Source organism: Agromyces cucurbitae, assembly GCF_058349945.1.
In genome coordinates this window covers 914,857-934,820 of the sequence record NZ_JBYRES010000002.1, presented here as the reverse complement: position 1 = coordinate 934,820, position 19,964 = coordinate 914,857, and the positions used below count along the sequence as shown (strand labels likewise).

General features: G+C 71.4%; 21 protein-coding genes and 1 tRNA gene. 9 read left to right on the top strand and 13 right to left on the bottom strand.

Features of this window, described 5'->3' with window-relative positions; all coding sequences use genetic code 11:
• Nucleotides 1-663: a GTP cyclohydrolase I FolE gene (gene folE / locus AC3RJ6_RS11125; RefSeq protein WP_491427108.1), complete on the bottom strand. Its 663-nt coding sequence runs from the start codon at nucleotides 661-663 to the stop codon at nucleotides 1-3.
• An 85-nt stretch (nucleotides 664-748) separates the two neighbouring features.
• Here folE and AC3RJ6_RS11120 point away from each other — a divergent pair, with 85 nt between their 5' ends.
• The 4 genes from AC3RJ6_RS11120 to AC3RJ6_RS11105 all read left to right on the top strand — a co-directional run bounded on the left by AC3RJ6_RS11120 (nucleotide 749) and on the right by AC3RJ6_RS11105 (nucleotide 4,442).
• Entirely contained in the window at nucleotides 749-1,438 is a 690-nt protein-coding gene (locus tag AC3RJ6_RS11120; protein ID WP_491427107.1) for a helix-turn-helix transcriptional regulator, read from the top strand.
• Nucleotides 1,439-1,494: 56 nt separating this feature from the next.
• A complete protein-coding gene (locus tag AC3RJ6_RS11115; RefSeq protein WP_491427106.1) occupies nucleotides 1,495-2,190 on the top strand; it encodes a response regulator transcription factor in 696 nt (231 codons plus the stop codon).
• A 31-nt stretch (nucleotides 2,191-2,221) separates the two neighbouring features.
• Nucleotides 2,222-4,015 (top strand): sensor histidine kinase, encoded by a 1,794-nt coding sequence (locus AC3RJ6_RS11110; RefSeq protein ID WP_491427105.1) that lies wholly within the window; start codon nucleotides 2,222-2,224, stop codon nucleotides 4,013-4,015.
• A gap of 136 nt (nucleotides 4,016-4,151) precedes the next feature.
• Nucleotides 4,152-4,442 (top strand): WXG100 family type VII secretion target, encoded by a 291-nt coding sequence (locus tag AC3RJ6_RS11105; RefSeq protein ID WP_491427104.1) that lies wholly within the window; start codon nucleotides 4,152-4,154, stop codon nucleotides 4,440-4,442.
• A 76-nt stretch (nucleotides 4,443-4,518) separates the two neighbouring features.
• On the opposite strand, the gene groL is transcribed toward AC3RJ6_RS11105, so the two are convergent.
• The 5 genes from groL to AC3RJ6_RS11080 form a co-directional block, all read right to left on the bottom strand.
• On the bottom strand, nucleotides 4,519-6,138 hold the full coding sequence (groL, locus tag AC3RJ6_RS11100) for a chaperonin GroEL (RefSeq protein ID WP_491427103.1): 1,620 nt from the start codon (nucleotides 6,136-6,138) through the stop codon (nucleotides 4,519-4,521).
• Between the two features lie 200 nt (nucleotides 6,139-6,338).
• Nucleotides 6,339-7,391 carry a DUF3048 domain-containing protein gene (locus AC3RJ6_RS11095; protein WP_491427102.1) on the bottom strand — a complete coding sequence of 351 codons (1,053 nt, stop codon included), beginning with the start codon at nucleotides 7,389-7,391 and terminating at the stop codon, nucleotides 6,339-6,341.
• 153 nt (nucleotides 7,392-7,544) lie between these two features.
• Complete coding sequence (locus AC3RJ6_RS11090; protein WP_491427101.1) at nucleotides 7,545-7,748, bottom strand: cold-shock protein; 204 nt, start codon at nucleotides 7,746-7,748, stop codon at nucleotides 7,545-7,547.
• A 210-nt stretch (nucleotides 7,749-7,958) separates the two neighbouring features.
• The gene (locus AC3RJ6_RS11085) at nucleotides 7,959-8,501 is read right to left on the bottom strand and encodes a LytR C-terminal domain-containing protein (protein ID WP_491427100.1); all 543 of its coding nucleotides are present in this window, start codon (nucleotides 8,499-8,501) and stop codon (nucleotides 7,959-7,961) included.
• A 28-nt stretch (nucleotides 8,502-8,529) separates the two neighbouring features.
• Nucleotides 8,530-8,826 (bottom strand): DUF3263 domain-containing protein, encoded by a 297-nt coding sequence (locus AC3RJ6_RS11080; RefSeq protein WP_491427099.1) that lies wholly within the window; start codon nucleotides 8,824-8,826, stop codon nucleotides 8,530-8,532.
• Between the two features lie 210 nt (nucleotides 8,827-9,036).
• On the opposite strand from AC3RJ6_RS11080, the gene msrB reads away from it, so the two are divergent.
• Nucleotides 9,037-9,438 (top strand): peptide-methionine (R)-S-oxide reductase MsrB, encoded by a 402-nt coding sequence (msrB, locus tag AC3RJ6_RS11075; protein ID WP_491427098.1) that lies wholly within the window; start codon nucleotides 9,037-9,039, stop codon nucleotides 9,436-9,438.
• Entirely contained in the window at nucleotides 9,435-9,983 is a 549-nt protein-coding gene (locus AC3RJ6_RS11070; protein WP_491427097.1) for a nitroreductase family protein, read from the top strand. The genes msrB and AC3RJ6_RS11070 overlap by 4 nt, the downstream gene beginning before the upstream one ends.
• Here AC3RJ6_RS11070 and AC3RJ6_RS11065 read toward each other — a convergent pair.
• The 3 genes from AC3RJ6_RS11065 to AC3RJ6_RS11055 form a co-directional block, all read right to left on the bottom strand.
• A complete protein-coding gene (locus AC3RJ6_RS11065; protein ID WP_491427096.1) occupies nucleotides 9,967-10,974 on the bottom strand; it encodes a DMT family transporter in 1,008 nt (335 codons plus the stop codon). The genes AC3RJ6_RS11070 and AC3RJ6_RS11065 overlap by 17 nt on opposite strands.
• Before the next feature lie 22 nt (nucleotides 10,975-10,996).
• Nucleotides 10,997-11,069 (bottom strand) — tRNA-Thr (locus AC3RJ6_RS11060).
• Nucleotides 11,070-11,168: 99 nt separating this feature from the next.
• On the bottom strand, nucleotides 11,169-12,101 hold the full coding sequence (locus AC3RJ6_RS11055; RefSeq protein WP_491427095.1) for a DsbA family protein: 933 nt from the start codon (nucleotides 12,099-12,101) through the stop codon (nucleotides 11,169-11,171).
• A gap of 267 nt (nucleotides 12,102-12,368) precedes the next feature.
• On the opposite strand from AC3RJ6_RS11055, the gene AC3RJ6_RS11050 reads away from it, so the two are divergent.
• Both AC3RJ6_RS11050 and AC3RJ6_RS11045 read left to right on the top strand, forming a co-directional pair.
• A complete protein-coding gene (locus AC3RJ6_RS11050) occupies nucleotides 12,369-13,469 on the top strand; it encodes an ABC transporter ATP-binding protein (protein ID WP_491427094.1) in 1,101 nt (366 codons plus the stop codon).
• A gap of 132 nt (nucleotides 13,470-13,601) precedes the next feature.
• Nucleotides 13,602-14,921, top strand: a complete 1,320-nt coding sequence (locus AC3RJ6_RS11045; protein ID WP_491427093.1) for a DUF4032 domain-containing protein — start codon at nucleotides 13,602-13,604, stop codon at nucleotides 14,919-14,921.
• A 42-nt stretch (nucleotides 14,922-14,963) separates the two neighbouring features.
• On the opposite strand, the gene rlmB is transcribed toward AC3RJ6_RS11045, so the two are convergent.
• Genes rlmB through AC3RJ6_RS11025 form a run of 4 tightly spaced genes read right to left on the bottom strand, consistent with a single transcriptional unit; the run spans nucleotide 14,964 to nucleotide 19,175 of the window.
• A complete protein-coding gene (rlmB, locus tag AC3RJ6_RS11040) occupies nucleotides 14,964-15,995 on the bottom strand; it encodes a 23S rRNA (guanosine(2251)-2'-O)-methyltransferase RlmB (RefSeq protein WP_491427092.1) in 1,032 nt (343 codons plus the stop codon).
• Complete coding sequence (gene cysS / locus AC3RJ6_RS11035) at nucleotides 15,992-17,422, bottom strand: cysteine--tRNA ligase (protein WP_491427091.1); 1,431 nt, start codon at nucleotides 17,420-17,422, stop codon at nucleotides 15,992-15,994. The genes rlmB and cysS overlap by 4 nt, the downstream gene beginning before the upstream one ends.
• Before the next feature lie 38 nt (nucleotides 17,423-17,460).
• A complete protein-coding gene (gene ispD, locus AC3RJ6_RS11030) occupies nucleotides 17,461-18,660 on the bottom strand; it encodes a 2-C-methyl-D-erythritol 4-phosphate cytidylyltransferase (protein ID WP_491427090.1) in 1,200 nt (399 codons plus the stop codon).
• Between the two features lie 32 nt (nucleotides 18,661-18,692).
• A complete protein-coding gene (locus AC3RJ6_RS11025; RefSeq protein WP_022889889.1) occupies nucleotides 18,693-19,175 on the bottom strand; it encodes a CarD family transcriptional regulator in 483 nt (160 codons plus the stop codon).
• A 159-nt stretch (nucleotides 19,176-19,334) separates the two neighbouring features.
• Here AC3RJ6_RS11025 and AC3RJ6_RS11020 point away from each other — a divergent pair, with 159 nt between their 5' ends.
• On the top strand, nucleotides 19,335-19,886 hold the full coding sequence (locus tag AC3RJ6_RS11020; RefSeq protein WP_491427089.1) for a hypothetical protein: 552 nt from the start codon (nucleotides 19,335-19,337) through the stop codon (nucleotides 19,884-19,886).
• The last annotated feature ends 78 nt before the right edge of the window (nucleotides 19,887-19,964 follow it).

Sequence of the window (19,964 nt, the reverse complement as noted above, 5' to 3'; positions counted from 1 at the left end):
TCACTTCTCCGTTCTGCCGACGCCGCAGCGATCGAGGAACTCGCGCCGGGTTCGCTCGTCGTCGCGCACGCTGCCCGCGAGCGCGGTCGTGACCGTGCGCGTGCCCGGCACCTGGACGCCGCGCAGCGACATGCAGAGGTGCTCGGCCTCGAGCACGACGCCGACGCCCTCGGGTTCGAGCACCTCGACGAGGCGGTCGGCGATCTGCCGGGTCAGCCGTTCCTGCACCTGCAGGTCGCGGGCGTACTGCTCGACGACCCTCGCGAGCTTCGAGAGGCCGATGATGCGGTCGCCGGGCACGTAGCCGAGGTGGGCGACGCCGCGGAACGGCAGCAGGTGGTGCTCGCACAGCGAGTCGAACGGGATGTCGCGCACCACCACGAGCTCGCCGTAGCCCTCGCCCGGGAACGTCGTGGGCGTGAACGGACGCGGCGAGAGCAGCTCGATGTACGCGTCGGCGACGCGTCGCGGCGTGTCGGCGAGGTGCTCGCTCTCGACGTCGCGGCCGAGCGCGACGAGCAGGGCGCGCACGGCGTCGACGGCGCCCTCGCGGTCGATGGCGTGCTCGGCCTCGGCCGCGGTGACGGCGTGCAGCCTCGGCACCGCGGCCGAGTCGTCGCGATCGGCTGCGTCGACGGCTCCGGCCGGCTCGATCGGCGTCACGTCTTCCTCCCCGCCCTCGATGCCGAGGCTAGGCCGGTCGAATTCTTTTGTCAATGTTTTCTGCATTTAGAGATATGATCGGCGCATGGCCTCCGCAGCAGAGGACGCGGCACCCGGCGACACCGACGCGATCCGGGCGATCGGCGCACTCGCCGACCCCGTGCGCCGACGCGTCTACCACGTCGTGTCGGAGGGCCGCGAGGCCGTCGGCCGCGACCGCGTCGCCGAAACGCTCGACCTCGCGCGCTCGACCGCCGCCTTCCACCTCGACCGACTCGTCGAGGCCGGGCTGCTCGCCACCGAGTCGCGCCGGCTCACGGGCCGCACCGGGCCGGGTGCGGGTCGGCCCGCGAAGCTGTATCGCCGCGCCGACGACGAGGTCGCCGTCAGCATCCCCGCCCGGCTCTACGAGCTCGGCGGCGGCGTCATGGCCGAGGCGATCGGTCGCGCCGTCGACGACGGGGTGCCCGTCCGCGACGCGCTCCGCGAAGCCGCCGAGCGCGCCGGGCGACGGCTCGCCGAGGCATCCCCCGATCTCGCCGACGCCCTGGGCGACGCCGGATTCGAGCCGCGCGACGACGACGGCGGCGGCGGGGTCGTGCTCGGCACCTGCCCCTTCCACCGCCTGGCGCGCGAGCACCCCGGCGTCGTGTGCGAGCTCAACCACGCACTCGTCTGCGGCATGGCGGGCTCGACGGGCGCCGACCCCGGCCGTGTGCGCCTCGATCCGGGCGCAGGGGCCTGCTGCATCCGCATCGTCGACCCGCCGCTCTGAAGCGCCGCCCACACGACTCACAGGCAAGTTTCAGCAAACGTCAAGAGAATCGAGCCATGAGCGACGGACCTCGCATTCTCATCGTCGACGACGAGCCCAACATCCGCGACCTCCTCACCACGAGCCTGCGGTTCGCGGGCTTCGCGGTGCGCGCCGTGGGCAACGGCGCGCAGACCATCTCGGCCGTGCTCGAGGAGGAGCCCGACCTCATCATCCTCGACGTCATGCTGCCCGACATGAACGGCTTCGGCGTGACCAAGCGACTGCGATCGGCCGGCTACACCGCGCCGATCCTCTTCCTCACCGCGAAGGACGACACCGAGGACAAGATCACGGGCCTCACCGTCGGCGGCGACGACTACGTGACGAAGCCGTTCTCGCTCGACGAGATCGTCGCGCGCATCAAGGCGATCCTGCGTCGCACCATGCACGCCGAGGAGGACGCGGTCATCCGCACGGGCGAGCTCACGATGGACCAGGACACCCACGAGGTGCTGGTCGGCGACGTGCCCGTCGAGCTCTCCCCCACCGAGTTCAAGCTGCTCCGCTATCTCATGCTGAACCCGAACCGGGTGCTGTCGAAGGCCCAGATCCTCGACCACGTGTGGGAGTACGACTTCAACGGCGACGCCGGCATCGTCGAGAGCTACATCTCGTACCTGCGCCGCAAGCTCGACCAGCACTCGACCGAGCCCCTCATCCAGACCAAGCGGGGATTCGGGTACATGCTCAAGTCCTCCTCCAAGCCCTGACTCAGGTTCCGCCGCCTAGACTCGGCCCGCCATGAATCAGACGATGTTCGAGCGGTGGAACCGCATCTCGCTGCGCACCAAGATCACCGGCGTGACGGTGCTCATGCTGACGCTCGGACTCCTCGTCTCGGGCATCGGCACGGCGGCGATGCTGCGCTCGTACGTCGAGGACCAGATGGAGGCGAAGCTCCAGTCGATCGCGTCGGGCGAGAGCCTGGACAAGTACTTCCAGATCGACAACGACAAGCCGCGCGCGCAGACGAACCTCAACCAGCTCGACTTCAGCTCGAGCGACGACGTGTTCGTGGCGATCTACACCTCGAGCGGGCAGTACCTTCGCAGCAACTGGGAGGACCGCGCCGAGGCCGACTGGCCGCAGATCCCGAACACGCTCACGCAGGCGATCGTCACGGCGAAGAACACCGGGGGCTACGAGACCTTCGCGCTCAACGACGCGAACGGCGAGCCGACCTTCCGCGCGGTCACGACGCTCATGACCGCCGACTCGCACGGCACGCTCGTGCCGATCGTGATCGCGATCTCGTCGAAGGACACCGAGCGCCTGCTCGCGGTCTACCTCACGATCTTCTTCGGCTTCGGGCTCGGTGTCGTGCTCGTCGGGGCCCTGCTCACCCGCATGCTCGTGACGAGCACGTTCGCCCCGCTGCGCGAGGTCGAGCGCACCGCCGCGGCCATCGCCGACGGCGACTTCAGCCAGCGGCTCGGCGGCGCGACCCCGAACACCGAGGTCGGCCGGCTCAACCGCTCGCTCAACACGATGCTCAATCGCATCGACCGCGCCTTCCGCGACCGCGCCCGCACCATCGACCAGATGCGCCGCTTCGTCGGCGACGCCTCGCACGAGCTGCGCACGCCGCTCGTCTCGGTGCGCGGCTACGCCGAGCTCTACCGGATGGGCGCGCTGCAATCGCCCGAGGAGGTCGGGCAGGCGATGGAGCGCATCGAGAAGGAGGCCATCCGCATGGGCGGCCTCGTCGAAGACCTCCTCGCGCTCGCCCGCCTCGACGAGGCGAAGCCGCTCGAGCTCGCCGAGGTCGACCTCGTTCCCCTCGCCCGCGACGCGGCGCTCGACACGATGGCCGCCCACCCCGACCGCACCGTCACGGTCATCGCGCCCGAGGCGGGCACCGCCACGGATGCCTCCGAGCCGGTCGAGCTCGCGGTCGACCTCGAGTCCGCGCCCATGCGCTCGACCGGTGCGATCGCGTTCGCGGGCGCGACGCTCGCCCGGCTCCGCGGCCGGCGGCTGTCGCCGGCGCCCCGCCGCACCTCGGCTCGCTCCGCGGGCCGCGAGGCGCAGCGACGGCGGCAGCTCGACGCGGCGGGCCCCGGCGCCGCGGCCGAGGCGACGGGCCCCGCGCCGACCATGCCGGTGCCGATCGGCACGGGCGACCCGGCGCCCGTGCAGCGCGCCGTCGTGCTGGCGGAGGAGAACAAGATCCGCCAGGTCATCACGAACCTCATGGGCAACGCGATGCGGTTCACCGCCGACGGCTCGCCGATCGAGATCAGGGTGAGCATCGACGCACCTGCGGAGCGTGCGATGGTCGAGGTCATCGACCACGGCGAGGGCATCCCGCCGCAGATCCGCGAGAAGATCTTCCAGCGCTTCTGGCGCGCCGACACCTCGCGCACGCGCGAGACCGGCGGGTCGGGCCTCGGGCTCGCGATCGTCTCCTCGATCGTCGCCGCGCACAACGGCTCCGTCGACGTGGTGGAGACCCCGGGCGGCGGCGCGACGTTCAGAGTCATGCTGCCGCTCGCCGGCTCCGCCGCCGCGCCGCAGTCGATCACCGAGGCCTGAGGCGCTCGGCACGCCTGCGACTCGTCCTCGACAGGCGGCCATCCGCACCATCGGTGCACGACGGCCGCCGCGACGAGCGCTCGGCCCGCCGAGCGCGCCTAGCTTGTGGGACACCACCGAATGAAAGGGATGTCCCATGACGAGCTATCAGGTCGATGCCGACCAGGTCTCCGCCGCGACCCAGACCGTGCAGGGCACGATCGGCCGCATCCAGTCCGACGTCGCGGCGCTCATGTCGCAGCTCACCGGGCTGCAGTCGTCGTGGTCGGGCCAGGCCTCGTCGGCGTTCCAGGGCGCCGTCGCCGACTGGCGCGCCACCCAGCTGCAGGTCGAGCAGAGCCTCGTCGGACTCAACCACGCGCTCGGCCTCGCGGCGACCCAGTACACCGATGCCGAACAGGCCAACGCGCGCCTGTTCCTGCGCTGACGCGGCGCCTCCGACACGGCGAAGGGCGCCTCCCGTTCGGGAGACGCCCTTCGCGTGTCGTGCTGAGCGGACCTGCTTAGAAGTCCATGCCGCCCGTCGGGTCGCCGACCGGAGCCGGGTTCTTCTCGGGCTTGTCGGCGACGACCGCCTCGGTGGTGAGGAAGAGGCCGGCGATCGAGGCCGCGTTGAGCAGCGCCGAACGGGTCACCTTCACCGGGTCGTTGATGCCCGCCTCGAGCATGTCGACGTACTCGCCGGTCGCGGCGTTGAGGCCCTGGCCGGTCGGGAGGTTGCGCACCTTGTCGACGACGACGCCCGGCTCGAGGCCCGCGTTGAGCGCGATCTGCTTGAGCGGCGCGTCGATCGCGACGCGGACGATGTTCGCACCGGTCGCCTCGTCGCCCGTGAGCTCGAGCTTCTCGAAGGCGGTCTTGCCGGCCTGGATGAGGGCGACGCCACCACCGGCGACGATGCCCTCCTCGACGGCGGCCTTCGCGTTGCGGACGGCGTCCTCGATGCGGTGCTTGCGCTCCTTGAGCTCGACCTCGGTGGCCGCGCCCGCCTTGATGACGGCGACGCCGCCGGCGAGCTTGGCGAGGCGCTCCTGGAGCTTCTCGCGGTCGTAGTCGCTGTCGGTGTTGTCGATCTCCTTGCGGATCTGCGCGACGCGACCGGCGATGGCCTCCTCGTCACCGGCACCCTCGACGATGGTCGTCTCGTCCTTGGTGATGATGACCTTGCGGGCCTGGCCGAGCAGGTCGAGGGTGACGTTCTCGAGCTTGAGGCCGACCTCCTCCGAGATGACCTGGCCGCCCGTGAGGATGGCGATGTCCTGGAGCTGCGCCTTGCGGCGGTCGCCGAAGCCCGGGGCCTTGACGGCGACCGACTTGAAGATGCCGCGGATCTTGTTCACGATCAGGGTCGCGAGCGCCTCGCCGTCGACGTCCTCGGCGATGATGAGCAGCTGCTTGCCGGTCTGGATCACCTTGTCGACGATGGGCAGCAGGTCCTTGATGTTCGAGACCTTGCTGTTGACGATCAGGATGTACGGGTCCTCGAAGACCGCCTCCTGGCGCTCGGGGTCGGTGACGAAGTACGCCGACAGGTAGCCCTTGTCGAAGCGCATGCCCTCGGTCAGCTCGAGCTCGGTGCCGAAGGTGTTCGACTCCTCGACGGTGACGACGCCCTCCTTGCCGACCTTGTCGATCGCCTCGGCGATGAGCGCACCGATCTGCTCGTCGGCGGCCGAGATCGAAGCCGTGGCGGCGATCTCCTCCTTGGTCTCGACCTCCTTCGCGCTCGAGAGCAGCTCGGCCTCGACGGCCTGGACGGCCTTCTCGATGCCGCGCTTGAGCGAGATGGGGTCGGCGCCCGCGGCGACGTTGCGGAGGCCCTCGCGCACGAGCGCCTGGGCGAGCACGACCGAGGTCGTGGTGCCGTCACCGGCGACGTCGTCGGTCTTCTTCGCGACCTCCTTGACGAGCTCGGCGCCGATCTTCTCGTACGGGTCGTCGAGCTCGATCTCCTTGGCGATCGACACGCCGTCGTTCGTGATCGTGGGGGCGCCCCACTTCTTCTCGAGCACGACGTTGCGGCCGCGCGGGCCGAGGGTCACCTTGACCGCGTCGGCGAGCGTGTTGAGGCCACGCTCGAGGCCGCGGCGGGCCTCTTCGTCGAAAGCAATGATCTTTGCCATGTGTGTCTCTCGTCCCTTCTCGGACGTCTTCAAAGATTCGTGGTTTAGCACTCAAAACGAGTGAGTGCTAAGACGATTCTGGCACTCTCGTGCTGGGAGTGCAAGCGAGCGGGAGCCCGCTCCCGCACGCTCGCGGCGAACACGAGCCCTCCCGTCGACCGGGGGTCCCTGCATCCCGGATGCCGCCGGCCCGGCGCGATTCAGGAGGTGAACTCCACCGAGCCCGACTTCGGTACGAGCTCGATCCAGCTGTTGCCCGGTGCGAGCCGCAGCGGCGAGCCGTCGTCGGCCGTCAGGACGATCGGCGACGACTGCGAGTCCTTCTTCCAGGTGCCGTGCGCGGTTCGGCCCGCGCTCGACACCTGGACCTCGCCCGAACCGACCATCACCGTCTTCGGCACTTCGCCGTACCGCCAGTCGATGTCGACGCGCATCGTGACGACGTTCGTCGCACGCACCCGCTCGCCGCCCTCCTGGGTGTCGGCCTGCCCCTCCTGCGAGCGCAGCCAGCTCGTGGTGCCGGCGTCCCAGTCCCATGACGGATTGCGGGCGTCGGAGAAGACGATCGCGATCCGCTCGGTGGGCGTCGCCTTCAGGTCGGGGTCGGCGAGCGGGTCGGCCGTGCCGTAGGCGAACTGCACGGGCGGCGGCGCGAGCTTCGCATTGCGTGCGACGGCCTCCTTCGAACGCAGGATCACGTCGTGCGGACCCGGTCGCGCGTCGGCGCGGAAGAAGAGGCCGGTCTCGTCGTAGTCGAAGACGATGTTCTTGAGCCCGGTCGCCATCATCATCGCGACGAACTGGTCCTGTCCTCCCGAGTACGCGATGATGCCGCCGAGCGGCGTCACGATGTCGGGGTCCATCGGCCGGATCGACCGCACCGGGCCGACGGTGTCGGGCACGTCCGAGTGCCAGACCGCGACGTACCTGGTGAGGCCGCCCTCGACGAGCTCCTCGTAGACGAGGTCGGTGCGGTTGAGGGCGATCTGCGGCCGGGCCTCCTCGTGGTCGTCGATCTTGACGGCGAGCGAGGGGTGCGCCGGCGACGCCGGGTCGGTCTGCGTGCCCCGCAGCGGCGAGAACGCGATCGCGACGGGCTCGGAGGTGCCGACCGGTCGCGGTTCGGCCGTCGGGGTGGGCACCTCGGTCGGTTCGGGCGGCGAGCTCTGGCAGGCGGTCATGACGAGCGCAGCGACGGCGAGCGCGACCGCGGCGGCTGCGCGTCGTGCGCCAGGGCGGACCCCGTTCACCATGCCGTCATCGTAGCCACGACGACGGCCCGATCGACCCCGGAGCCGCCGAGACACGCCGCGCGATCCACCGCGCCGCCATCGGCCGGTTGGATCGCCCCGAGACACCGAACGCGCCGCCCCTCGGGCGGCGCGTTCGGGACGCTCGGATGAAGCTCAGGCCGGACGCACCGCCTCGGCCTGCGGCCCCTTCGCCCCGGTGCCGACCTCGAAGACGACCTGCTGGCCCTCTTCGAGCACCTTGTACCCGGCCATGTCGATGGCGGAGTAGTGGACGAAGACGTCCTGGCCGCCGTCATCGACGGTGATGAAGCCGTATCCCTTTTCAGCGTTGAACCACTTGACGGTTCCGTTCGCCATGTGTTGCTCCCATAACTGCAGTGTGTCGATCAGCACGTGCCTGTCGCCTGTACCGGGCCGGCTCAGTCGGAGCACCGGACGACGCCCCCGAAGGGCGCCGGCGCAGCACGCGCGCGAGCGACCAATTCCCGATACTCACAGAGGCGGCATCCCGGGCACAAGGGGGGTTTCGCAACGAATGGTCGCAGAATGGCAACGATTCGACGGAGATCAGCCGGCCGTGGCCTCGGCGTAGTCGGAGCCGAGCACGACGACGAGCGGCGTGCCCGTCTCGGCGAAGCTCTCGGACAGCCGGACGTCGGCTTCGGGCAGCAGCCCGGCGACGCCGCGCGCAGCCCCCTCGAGGTCGGGGGTCGCGTAGTAGACGACCGTCTCGGTGAGGTCGTTCTCGCTCGCGTTGGCGGTGGCGCCCACGGTCGCGCCGCCGGCCGTCAGCGCGGCGCTCGCCGTCGCGGCGAGCCCCTCGGTCGCCGTGCCGTTCAGCACCGTGACCGGGATCGGGGCGATGGTCGGCTCCGCCGTCTGGGCCGGGGAGGCCGACGGGGTCGCCTGTGGCTCCCCGGAGACGTTCAGCCGGTCGTTGAAGATCATCACGCCGGCGATGCCGATGCCGGCGAGCACGACCGTGGCGAGGGCGGCCCAGCCGAACTTGATCCACTTCGCGCCGCGGCGTGCGGGCGCGCGGTGCGCGCCGACGCGGTCGATGCCGTGCGGGATCGAGTCGAAGCGGTCGCGGGGGAACTTCTGCGCCATGGGGTCCAGATCGGGTTCGGGGCCGGGCTCAGTCGAGCGGTCGGCCGAGTGAGAGCGAACGTTGCGACCGCGCTGCCCGGCGTGCCGACCGCAGTCGCTGCAATCGTTTGACGAGCATCGGATCGTGCCGGAGGGCGGCGGGCGAGTCGATGAGCTCGCCGAGGATCCGATAGTAGCGGGCGGCCGAGATGCCGAACTCGTCGCGGATCGCCTCGGCCTTGCGGGCGGGCTGCTGCCAGGCGCGCGCCTCGAAGGCGAGTACCCGCAGCTGGCGATCGTCGAGCGCGGCGTCGTCGGGGCGGTGCGGCACGCGCTCGGCGCTCATGCGGTCCTCCCTCGCGCGAGCCGGTCGGCCCGCCTGCAGCACATCCTAGGCAACGCTCCCCGAGAGGCCGCCGCATGGGCGCGTGTGTCCCCGCGGAACCGGTCGGCACGGCCCGGAACAGGGCACGACCCTGCGGCGTTGCACCTCATGTCGTCGCATCCGGCCAGGAACTGCGACGATGGAATCGGCCCGCGAACGAGAGGAGCGCCCATGACCCACCCGGTGCAGAAGAGCGATGAGGAGTGGCGCGCCGAGCTCGACCCCGAGCGCTACCAGGTGCTCCGCCAGGCGGCCACCGAGCGCCCGTGGTCGGGCGAGCTGCTCGACGAGGAGCGCGCCGGCGTCTACACGTGCGGCGCGTGCGGCGCCGAGCTGTTCAAGAGCGGCACGAAGTTCGACTCCGGCTGCGGCTGGCCGAGCTTCTACGAGTCGGTCCGCCCCGAGGCGGTCGAGCTCATCGAGGATCGCAGCCTCGGCATGGTGCGCACCGAGGTGCGCTGCGCGGCCTGCGGCTCGCACCTCGGGCACGTCTTCCCCGACGGGTTCGGCACGCCCACCGGCGACCGCTACTGCATGAACTCGCTCGCGCTCGACTTCACGCCCGAGCAGTGACGAACGGCCCGGCTCGCCGGGCGGCGCTCGCGCGCCGCTCGGCACCGAAGGTCACGGATGCCGCACCCGACGACGCCGAGCTGCTCGGATTGCTCGAAGCGGCCGAACGGGTCGCCGACCACGCGGGGCTGCGACCCTGGCGCACGATCGCCCTGCGCGGCGACGCGCGGCGCCGTCTCGGCGACGCCCTCGTCGAGGCGTCGGGCCTCGAGGGCGAGGCCGCGCAGAAGCTCGCGGCCAAGCCGCTCCGGGCGCCGTTGCTCATCGCCCTCGTCATCAGGCGCACGTGGCACCCGAAGGCGGCCGAGTGGGAGCAGGATGCGGCGGCGGCAGGCGTCGCCCACATGCTGAGCCTGCTCCTGGACGAGGCGGGGTGGGGCGTCATGTGGCGCACCGGACCGCACACGCGGCATCCCGCCGTCGCCGAGATGCACGGGCTCGCGCCCAACGAGCAGTTGCTCGGCTGGCTCTACGTCGGCGGCCGCATCGGCGACCGTGCGCCGCGCGGGCCGGCCAAGCCGCCGCAGTTCAGCTCGCTCGACTGACCTCGCCCGACCGCACCGGCTCGTCGCCGCGGTGCCGGTGTCGCGACCATCGGATCGAGGCGACCGCGACGGCGGCGAGCGCGAGCAGCGTGCCGCCGATCGTCGCGGCGTCGACGGCGCGGCCGGTCGGCAGGAGGAGGTCGAGCGCCAGCGCGCCGGCGAGCTGCCCGGCGACGCCGCAGAGCGCGAGCAGGAGCACCCCGACCACGCGCACGACGAGCGCCTGGCCGGCGATGAAGACGCACCCGATCGCGCCGCCCGCGTAGAGCCAGGGCTCGGAGGGCAGGCGCTCGGGCCAGCCGCCCGCCGCGCCGTGCGCCACCGCGACGACGACGAGGGCGACCGTGCCGACGGCGAAGTTCACGAACGCCGCGGTGAGCGCACTCGACGCCTCGGCCTTGACCCGGCCGTTGACGGCCTGCTGCCACGCGACGGCGAGCCCGGCGGCGAACGGCAGCAGCATGAGCAGCGGCGGCACGTCGTGGGCGAGCTGCGCCGACACGGCCCAGCCGATCGCGGCCAGTGCGAGCAGCGCACCGAGCACCCGCGTCGGCGACAACGGCCGGCGCCCGCCCGGGCCGAGCCCCGCGAGATCGAACACGATGCCGCCGATCGTCTGCCCGGCGACGATCGCCACGGTGAACATCGCGACGCCGAGCAGGCCCGCCGACAGCCCCTGGGTCGTCACGAACCACGCCCCGCTCAACCCGCCGAGCACCATCCACCAGGCGAGCCGGCGCGTACGGAGCGCGTCCGTCACCCGAGCGAGCCCGAGACGCCCCGGACGCCACACGCCGAGGGCCACGGCGAGGATCACGAGTCCTGACCCGAACGAGATCGCGGCCGCCGCGAACGGATCGCCGAGGTCGGCCGCGAGCGCTCCGTTGACCCGCGACTGCAACGCGGTGCAGGCGCCGAACACGATCGCCAGCACGACCGCGATCCAGCGCGGCATGCGCGTGCGCTCGGCGTGCTGGTGCGGCTGGTGCACGTCGGCAGGGTGCTCGGTCAAGAGCCGACTGCGGGACTTGAACCCGCAACCCCCGTATTACAAGTACGGTGCGCTACCAATTGCGCCAAGCCGGCGTGGCACGGGCGGAGCCGGGCCTCGACCATCCTACTCGGCGCCCGGAGACGACGAAGGCCCGGCGACGTGCGCCGGGCCTTCGTGCGGATCGCGACCGATCAGCTCGCGGGCGTGGGGCTGGGAGTCGGCGACGGCGACGAGTTGGACTCGCTGAACGCCTCGCCGGTCGCCTGCAGCACGAACGACTGGAACTCGGCCGGGTCGGTGAGCGAGCCGACGTACTGCTTGCCGTTGACGAGCACGGTCGGCGTGCCCTTGATCGACTCGAGCTCGGAGTTCGGCACCGGCTGCGTGAGGGCGCGCGTCGTCGCCTCCTGCACCCACGACTTGAACTGCGTCTCGTCGATGCACTTCTCGATCGTCGAGACCGAGGAGGCGCCCGACTCCTTCACGAAGCCCTTGATCTCGTCGTTCGTGAGGCCGTCGCTGTTCTCCTCGGGCTGGTTCGCGAAGAGGAGCGCGTTGAAGTCGAGGAACGCCTCGGGCGACGTGTCGGCGACGCACGCGGCCGCGTTGGCGGCGCGCAGCGAGTACTGGGTGCCGTTCGAGCGGTTGGTGAGGATGGCGAGCGGGTGCGTCTCGAGCGTCGCGGCGCCCTGCTCGACCATGGTCTTGATGGCGTCGCCGTTGGTCGTCTCGAACTGGCCGCAGAACGGGCACAGGTAGTCGACGTAGACGACGATGTTCGCGACGGTGCCGCTGTCGTCCTGCTCGGTCGGCGTCGGCGTGGCGCCCGCGGCGAGCGCCGGGGTCTCGACCGGCGTGATCGCGCCGTCGGCGCCCGTCAGCACGATGCCGTCGCTCGCCATGTTGGCGGGGCCGGGGCCAGCGGGCTTCACGCTGTTGAAGATGAGCGTGCCGACGAGGGCCGCGATCGCGATGACCGCCACGATGATGCCGCCCTGGATGAGCACCTTGTTGCGGCGGTCGCGCTTCTTCTGCGCCTCGCGAAGCTCGCGCGCCTTCTGGCGGGCGGCCTCCCGCTGCTGGTTACGGGTGGGGCGTGGCTGGTTGGATCCGCCGTTGCTCATCGATGGTCACTCCGGTCGCTGTGTGGGCGCGCCGAAACAGGGGGGCGCACGTGAACACGATAGTAGGAACGGCATCTGGGAATCACCCGAACAGCCACTGGATGCTCGGACGCGCGGCCGGCGGCGTTCGCGGCAGCACTCGCGCGGCACCGCCCGTGGTCCGAAGCGCCCGCGCCGCATGCGATACTGAGGAGGCGTCACCGTCGACGCGCTTCCATCACAACGGATCGTCCGGCACGTACCTGCCGGTGAAGGAGAGAAATCAACATGGCGTCAGTCACGTTCGACAAGGCCACCCGCCTTTACCCGGGCGGCACCCGCCCCGCGGTCGACCAGCTCGACCTCGAGATCGCCGACGGCGAGTTCCTCGTGCTCGTCGGCCCGTCGGGCTGCGGCAAGTCCACGTCGCTCCGCATGCTCGCGGGCCTCGAAGAGGTCAACGACGGCAACATCTTCATCGGTGAGCGCAACGTCACCGACGTGCCCCCGAAAGACCGCGACATCGCGATGGTCTTCCAGAACTACGCGCTCTACCCGCACATGACCGTCGCCGAGAACATGGGCTTCGCGCTCAAGATCGCCGGCGTCGGCAAGGAGGAGCGCGCCGCGCGCGTGCTCGAGGCCGCGAAGCTGCTCGACCTCGAGCCGTACCTCAGCCGCAAGCCGAAGGCCCTCTCGGGCGGCCAGCGCCAGCGCGTCGCCATGGGTCGCGCGATCGTGCGCCAGCCGCAGGTCTTCCTCATGGACGAGCCGCTGTCGAACCTCGACGCCAAGCTCCGCGTGCAGACCCGTACCCAGATCGCTTCGCTCCAGCGCCGCCTCGGGGTCACGACGGTCTACGTCACGCACGACCAGACCGAGGCGCTCACGATGGGCGACCGCATCGCGGTGCTGAAGGACGGCGTGCTGCAGCAGGTCGGCACCCCGCGCGACCTGTACGAGAAGCCGAACAACGTCTTCGTCGCCGGCTTCATCGGCTCGCCCGCCATGAACCTCTTCCACGCCGACCTCGCCGAGTCGGGCGTCAAGTTCGGCTCGGCCGTCGTGCCCGTCGACCGCGACATCCTCGCCGAGACCACGAACACGATCGCCACGATCGGCGTCCGCCCCGAGGACATCGTCGTCTCGTCGACCCCTGGCGAGGGCCTCGAGGTCGACGTCGACCTCGTCGAGGAGCTCGGCGCCGACGGCTACCTCTACGGCCACTCGACGGTCGAGGGCAAGCGCACCGACATCGTCGCCCGCGTCGACGGCCGCTCGCACCCGAACGCCGGCGACAAGGTGTACCTCACCGCGACGCCGAACCACGTGCACCTCTTCGACGCCGAGTCGGGCGACCGCCTCGGCAACAAGGCCGTCGTCAGCTGACGCGACCATGACGATCGATGCCGGTCGGGCCCTGGGCCCGGCCGGCATCGTCGTCTCCGGCGGGCGGCCTCCGGCGCCCCCGGGCGAGCCCGGGCGCGGCATCCGCCGCCCGAAGACTGGAAGGATCGACGTATGAGCGGCTCACTCTCGATCACCTCGGCGATGGCCGACCCCGCGCTCCTCGACCTGCCGTGGGACCTGCCCCTCGAATCGTGGCCGTCCGACGCGATCGCCGCGCTGCCGAAGGGCATCTCGCGGCATCTCGTGCGCTTCGCGCACCTCGGCGGGCACGTCGTCGCGATCAAGGAGACCACCGCCGAGATGGCGCGCGGCGAGTACGAGATGCTGCGCACCCTGCAGCGACTCGAGATCCCCTGCGTCGAGCCCGTCGCGGTCATCACGAACCGCACCGACGACGAGGGCGAGGAGCTCAAGCCCGTGCTCGTCACCCGGCACCTGCGCTTCTCGCTCCCCTACCGGGCGCTGTTCTCGCAGACGCTGCGCCCCGACACCGCGACCCGCCTCGTCGACGCGCTCGCGGTGCTGCTCGTGCGCCTGCACATCGTCGGATTCTTCTGGGGCGACGTGTCGCTGTCGAACACGCTCTTCCGCCGCGACGCGGGCGCGTTCGCGGCGTACCTCGTCGACGCCGAGACGGGCAAGCTCTACGAGGGCGGGCTCTCGAACGGCCAGCGCGAGAACGACCTCGAGATCGCGCGCGTCAACATCGCGGGCGAGCTCCTCGACCTCGAGGCGGGCGGCAAGGTCGCCGACGAGCTCGACCCGGTGCGCATCTCGAACGGCATCGTCGACGCGTACCGCAAGCTCTGGGGCGAGCTCACGGGCTCCGAATCGTTCCCCGGCGCCGAGCGCTGGCGCATCACCGAGCGCGTCAACCGGCTGAACGAGTTGGGCTTCGACGTCGAGGAGCTCGCGATCAAGACGGATGCCTCGGGCACGACGGTCCGCATCCAGCCGAAGGTCGTCGACGCGGGGCACCACCAGCGGCGCCTGCTGCGACTGACCGGCCTCGATGCGGGCGAGAACCAGGCCCGCCGCCTGCTCAACGACCTCGACTCCTACCGCGCGGCGTACGGCAAGGCCGACCTCGATGAAGAGATGGTCGCGCACGAGTGGCTCATGCGGGTGTTCGAGCCGGTCGTGCGGGCCATCCCGATCGAGCTGCGTCGCAAGCTCGAGCCCGCCGAGGTGTTCCACCAGCTACTCGAGCACCGCTGGTTCATGGCGCAGCGCGCCGGGCACGACATCCCGCTCGCCGAGGCGGTGTCGTCGTACGTCAACGAGGTGCTGCGCCACCGGCGCGACGAGGCGACGGTCATCGGGCCGCCCACCGGCGCCGTGACCGCGGCGATGGAGGTCGTGCCGACCGAGACCGCGGCGATCAGCGCGATCGACCCCGACGACGAGGACGACTGGCGGCTCAAGGTCTGAGGCTGCCGGTCACCGGTCGCCGCCTGCCGGTCGCCGCCACGGCTACTCGGCGGCGGCGCGCAGCTTCGCGATCTCGTAGAGCGTGACCGACGCGGCGATGCCCGCGTTCAGCGACTCGGTCACCGCGCTGATCGGGATCGACACGATCGCGTCGCACGTCTCGGCGACGAGCCGCGAGAGGCCCTTGCCCTCGCTGCCGACGACGATGACGATCGGCCGGTCGGCCCAGCTGAGGCCGGGCAGCGACACGTCGCCGTCGCCGTCGAGGCCGAGCACGAACACACCGCGCTCCTTGAGGCTCTTGAGCGTCTGCGTGAGGTTGGCCGCCATCGCGACGGGCACGCGGGCGGCGGCGCCCGCCGACGTCTTCCACGCGGCCGAGTTGACCCCGACCGAACGGCGCTGCGGCACGATGACGCCCTGGCCGCCGAACGCCCCGGTCGAGCGCAGGATGGCGCCGAGGTTGCGGGGGTCGGTGATGCCGTCGAGGGCCACGAGCAGCGGCGTCTCGTCGCGGGCGATCACCTCGTCGAGCAGTTCGATCGGGTGCGCGTACTCGTACGGCGGCACCTTGAGCGCGAGTCCCTGGTGCACGCCGCCCTCGCCGGCGAGCCGGTCGAGCTCGGGTTTCATGACCTCGAGGATCGGGATGCCGCGGTTCGTCGCGATCTTGACGGCCTCTTTCACGCGGTCGTCCATCTCGATGCGCGCGGCGATGTAGAGGGTCGACGCCGGAATGCGGGTGCGCAGCGCCTCGACGACCGAGTTGCGGCCCGTCACGATCTCGGACTCGTCGCCCGACTTGGCGCGGCGCGAGGCGCCCGACGCTCCGCGCGGTGCGCCGGCCTTCTGCCCCGCGACACGGCCGCCGGGCTTGCCCTTGCCGCCGGCCGCGGCGTAGCGCTCCTGCGCCGCCTTGCGCTTGCCGGCGGGGTGCCAGGCGCGGTCCTCCGCCTTCGGCGTCGGCCCCTTGCCCTCGAGCGCCTTGCGCCCGTGCCCGCCGGTTCCGGCCTGCTTGCCGTGGCCGCCCTTGCGCACGGCTCCGGCGCGCGACTTGCCGCTGCTGCCCTTCATGATCCCAAGCTCCAATGCGTGCCGGTCTGACTGTCTTCGATGGTGATGCCCGCCTCGGCGAGCTCGGTGCGGATGCGGTCGGCGGTCGCCCAGTCCTTCGCCTCGCGCGCCGCGCGACGGTCGTCGAGCAGGCGCTCGACGAGCGAGCCGAGTGCGGATGCCGCGGGGCCGGCGTCGGCCGTGGCCCAGTGCGGGTCACGGGGGTCGATGCCGAGCACCCCGACCATGGCGCCGACCTGGCCGTGGGCCGTCGCGGCGTCGTGCAGCTCTTCGTCGTCGAGCGCCTGGTTGCCCGCGCGCACGGTCTCGTGGAGCACCGCGAGGGCCTGCGGCACCCCGAGGTCGTCGTCCATCGCCTCGGCGAAGGCCGCCGGCACCTCGGGGGCGCCGACCCCGGCGAACCGGGTGCCCGCGAGGCGTCGCTCGACGCGCTGCAGGAACGTGCGGATGCGGTCGACCGCAGCCTCGGCCTCGGTGAGCGAGCCCGGGGAGTAGTCGAGCGTCGAGCGGTAGTGCGCCTGCCCGAGGAGGTACCGCACGGCGAGCGGCGACGCGAGGCCCAGCAGCTCGGCAGCGTAGACGGAGTTGCCGAGCGACTTCGACATCTTCTGCCCGCCGATGTTCACGAGCCCGTTGTGCACCCAGTAGCGCGCGAAGGGCTGCCCGGCGGCGGTCGACTGCGCGAGCTCGTTCTCGTGGTGGGGGAAGCGCAGGTCGAGCCCGCCCCCGTGCACGTCGAACTCGTCCCCGAGGTAGCGCGCCGCCATCGCGGAGCACTCGATGTGCCATCCGGGGCGCCCTTCGCCCCAGGGCGAGCGCCAGCCCGCCGACTCGGGCTCGTCGGCCTTGCGCCCCTTCCACAGGGCGAAGTCGCGGGGGTCGCGCTTGCCGCGGGGGTCGGCGTCGGCCGCCGCCTCCATCTTGTCGCGCGACTGCCTCGTGAGCTCGCCGTAGGCGGGCCAGCTCGAGGTGTCGAAGTAGACGTCGCCCGAGCCGTCGGCCGCGGGGTACGCGTGTCCGCGCTCGATGAGGCGTGCGATGAGCTCCTGCATCTGCTGCACGCTCGCGGTCGCCCGCGGTTCGTACGTCGGCGGCAGGATGCCGAGCTGCGCGTACCCCGACGTGAACTCGAGTTCGATGCGGTAGGCGAGGGCCCACCACTCCTCGCCCGCGCCCTGCGCCTCGCGGTGCGCGGCGTCGAGGATCTTGTCGTCGATGTCGGTCACGTTGCGCACGAAGGTCACGTCGTTGCCGCGGTACGAGAACCAGCGGCGCATGATGTCGTACACGAGCGCGCTGCGGAGGTGCCCGATGTGCGGGCTCGACTGCACGGTCGGACCGCAGACGTACATGCCGACGCGCCCCTCGCGGAGGGGCACGAAGTCGCGCAGCGCCTGGGCCTTCGAGTCGTAGAGTCGCACGGTCACCCGCCAAGCCTACCGGCGCCGTGCCCGGCGAGACGTGTTCACGCGGGGAGGATGAGGGCGGTCGCGATGGCCGCGACGCCCTCGCCGCGTCCCGTGAAGCCGAGCGCATCGCTCGTCGTGGCGGCGACGCTCACGGGCGCGCCGAGCACGCCTCCGAGCAGCGCCTCCGCCTCGCCTCGGCGCGGCGCGAGCTTCGGCCGGTTGCCCACGACCTGCACGGTGACGTTGCCGATGACGAATCCGGATGCCTCGACCAGGCGTCGCGTCTCGGCGAGGAAGACCTCGCCGTGCGCACGCGCGAAGCGCTCGTCGGCGGTGCCGAAGACCTTGCCGACGTCGCCGAGACCGGCGGCGGCGAGCAGTGCGTCGCAGATCGCGTGCGCCGCGGCGTCGCCGTCGGAGTGCCCGGACAGCCCGCGCTCCCCCGGCCACTCGAGTCCGGCGAGCCAGAGCGGGGTGTCGTCGTCGGCGAAGGCGTGCACGTCGGTGCCCGTGCCGATGCGCGGGAGCACCGGTCGTGCGGGCGCCGGCGCCGCCCGACGGGACGCGGCCGACTCCGCGAGCAGCCGTTCGGCCCTGTGCAGGTCGGCCGGAACGGTGATCTTGAACGCGCGCACGTCGCCGGGCACGGTGTCGACGTCGAGCCCCGCCGCCGCGACGAGCGCGGCGTCGTCGGTGTACTCGGCGCGCGCCATGCGGTACGCGTGCTCGAGCGCCCCGCGCGGGAAGCCCTGCGGCGTCTGCACGGCACGCAGCTCGGACCGGTCGACGGTCTCGACCACCGCCCCTCCGGCGACCCGCTTGATGGTGTCGACCACCTCGAGGGCGGGCACGATGCCGTGGCCCCGGGTTCGCACGGCGGCCTCGACCTCGTCGAAGACGAGCCCGGGCGTGAGCGGCCGCGCCGCGTCGTGCACGAGGACGGTGTCGACGGCCGGCCCGACGAGCGCGAGGCCCCGGGCCACGGACTCCTGACGGGTCGCGCCGCCGGCGACGACCTCGAGCTCCGCGCCCGCCGCGGCGACGGCCGGCGCGAGCTCGTCGCGCACGAGGTCGACGCGCGCCTCGGGCACCACGACGACGATCGCCGGCGCCTCGCGCATGGCGAGGACACCGGCGATCGCGGTGGAGAGCACGGTGCCGCCGCCCAGCGGCACGAACGCCTTCGGCTCGACGTGGCCGAGTCGGGCGCCGCTTCCGGCGGCGACGACGATGACGGCGGTGCGCGGAGAGCTCATGTCACGAGCGTAGCCGCGCGCGTCGGCTCGGGTCAGGACGCGAGGACCTCGTCGAGGACGGTCGAAGCCGCCTCCTCGTCGGTCTTCTCGGCGAGCGCGAGCTCGGAGATCAGGATCTGGCGGGCCTTGGCGAGCATGCGCTTCTCACCGGCGGAGAGCCCGCGGTCCTGGTCGCGGCGCCACAGGTCGCGGACGACCTCGGAGACCTTGATGACATCGCCCGACGCGAGCTTCTCGAGGTTCGCCTTGTAGCGGCGCGACCAGTTGGTCGGCTCCTCGGTGAACGGTGCGCGCAGCACCTCGAAGACCTTGTCGAGCCCCTCTTTGCCGATGACGTCGCGCACGCCGACGAGGTCGACGTTCTCGGCCGGCACCTCGATGACGAGGTCGCCCTGCGTGACGTTCAGCTTGAGGTAGAGCTTCTCTTCACCCTTGATGATCCGTTTCTTCACCTCGGTGATCGTTGCGGCTCCGTGGTGGGGGTAAACGACGGTTTCGCCAACCTCAAAAAGCATGAATAGTAGTCCTTTCGGCAACTTTCAGGATATCACATTCGCGATCGTGCTAAGGTTCGCCTCCCCTTCGCGGGCCGGGGTCGGCCGTGCGATATGCTCGGAGTCGATCACGCGCGCCACCGGGCGAGCGTGCGCACACGCTCGCACTTTGGAGGTTCTGTGAAGGCGCGTCTCGCGGCATCAGCTGCTCTGGCCCTCGGCATCGCGCTCGGCGCGAGCGGCTGCTCGATGCTGACCTATCAGGCGACGACCGAGCCGTACGACGCGAGCGACGGCGTCGGCGTGAACGTCGGCGACCTCCACCTGCGCAACGTGCTCGTCGTGAGCGACGACGGCGTCGACGGCACGCTCGTGCTCACCATCGTGAACGACGGCGACGAAGACGTCGACCTCGGCGTCCAGGTCGCCGACGGCGAGACCGAGACGATCCCGGTCGACGCCGGCGCGACCGTCGCCTTCGGCGTGGCCGACGAAGACGAGCTCGACGTCGTGCAGCCCCTCGTGCTGCGCGGCATCGACACCAAGCCGGGCGCGCTCCTGCCCATCTACTTCCAGTACGGCACCGCCGAGGGCATCGAGAAGCAGGTCCCCGTGCTCGACGGCCGACTGCCCGAGTACGCGGGCCTCCTGCCGTCCGAGGTCGAGGCCTCCGAAGGCTCGGTCGAGTTCCAGAGCGGTGACGACGCGACCGAGGCACCGACCGAGGGCTGACCCGCCTTCACACGAACGTTCCGAAGGGCGGATGCTGCGGCATCCGCCCTTCTGCGTTCCCGCGGCGAGCGCGCAGCG

Excerpts from the sequence above, each read along its gene's own strand:
- AC3RJ6_RS11120 (WP_491427107.1), top strand. The coding sequence starts at position 749 with ATGGCCTCCGCAGCAGAGGACGCGGCACCCGGCGACACCGACGCGATC.
- AC3RJ6_RS11115 (WP_491427106.1), top strand. The coding sequence starts at position 1,495 with ATGAGCGACGGACCTCGCATTCTCATCGTCGACGACGAGCCCAACATC.
- AC3RJ6_RS11110 (WP_491427105.1), top strand. The coding sequence starts at position 2,222 with ATGAATCAGACGATGTTCGAGCGGTGGAACCGCATCTCGCTGCGCACC.
- AC3RJ6_RS11105 (WP_491427104.1), top strand. The coding sequence starts at position 4,152 with ATGACGAGCTATCAGGTCGATGCCGACCAGGTCTCCGCCGCGACCCAG.
- groL (WP_491427103.1), bottom strand. The coding sequence starts at position 6,138 with ATGGCAAAGATCATTGCTTTCGACGAAGAGGCCCGCCGCGGCCTCGAG.
- AC3RJ6_RS11095 (WP_491427102.1), bottom strand. The coding sequence starts at position 7,391 with ATGGTGAACGGGGTCCGCCCTGGCGCACGACGCGCAGCCGCCGCGGTC.
- AC3RJ6_RS11090 (WP_491427101.1), bottom strand. The coding sequence starts at position 7,748 with ATGGCGAACGGAACCGTCAAGTGGTTCAACGCTGAAAAGGGATACGGC.
- AC3RJ6_RS11085 (WP_491427100.1), bottom strand. The coding sequence starts at position 8,501 with ATGGCGCAGAAGTTCCCCCGCGACCGCTTCGACTCGATCCCGCACGGC.
- AC3RJ6_RS11080 (WP_491427099.1), bottom strand. The coding sequence starts at position 8,826 with ATGAGCGCCGAGCGCGTGCCGCACCGCCCCGACGACGCCGCGCTCGAC.
- msrB (WP_491427098.1), top strand. The coding sequence starts at position 9,037 with ATGACCCACCCGGTGCAGAAGAGCGATGAGGAGTGGCGCGCCGAGCTC.
- AC3RJ6_RS11055 (WP_491427095.1), bottom strand. The coding sequence starts at position 12,101 with ATGAGCAACGGCGGATCCAACCAGCCACGCCCCACCCGTAACCAGCAG.
- AC3RJ6_RS11050 (WP_491427094.1), top strand. The coding sequence starts at position 12,369 with ATGGCGTCAGTCACGTTCGACAAGGCCACCCGCCTTTACCCGGGCGGC.
- AC3RJ6_RS11045 (WP_491427093.1), top strand. The coding sequence starts at position 13,602 with ATGAGCGGCTCACTCTCGATCACCTCGGCGATGGCCGACCCCGCGCTC.
- rlmB (WP_491427092.1), bottom strand. The coding sequence starts at position 15,995 with ATGAAGGGCAGCAGCGGCAAGTCGCGCGCCGGAGCCGTGCGCAAGGGC.
- ispD (WP_491427090.1), bottom strand. The coding sequence starts at position 18,660 with ATGAGCTCTCCGCGCACCGCCGTCATCGTCGTCGCCGCCGGAAGCGGC.
- AC3RJ6_RS11025 (WP_022889889.1), bottom strand. The coding sequence starts at position 19,175 with ATGCTTTTTGAGGTTGGCGAAACCGTCGTTTACCCCCACCACGGAGCC.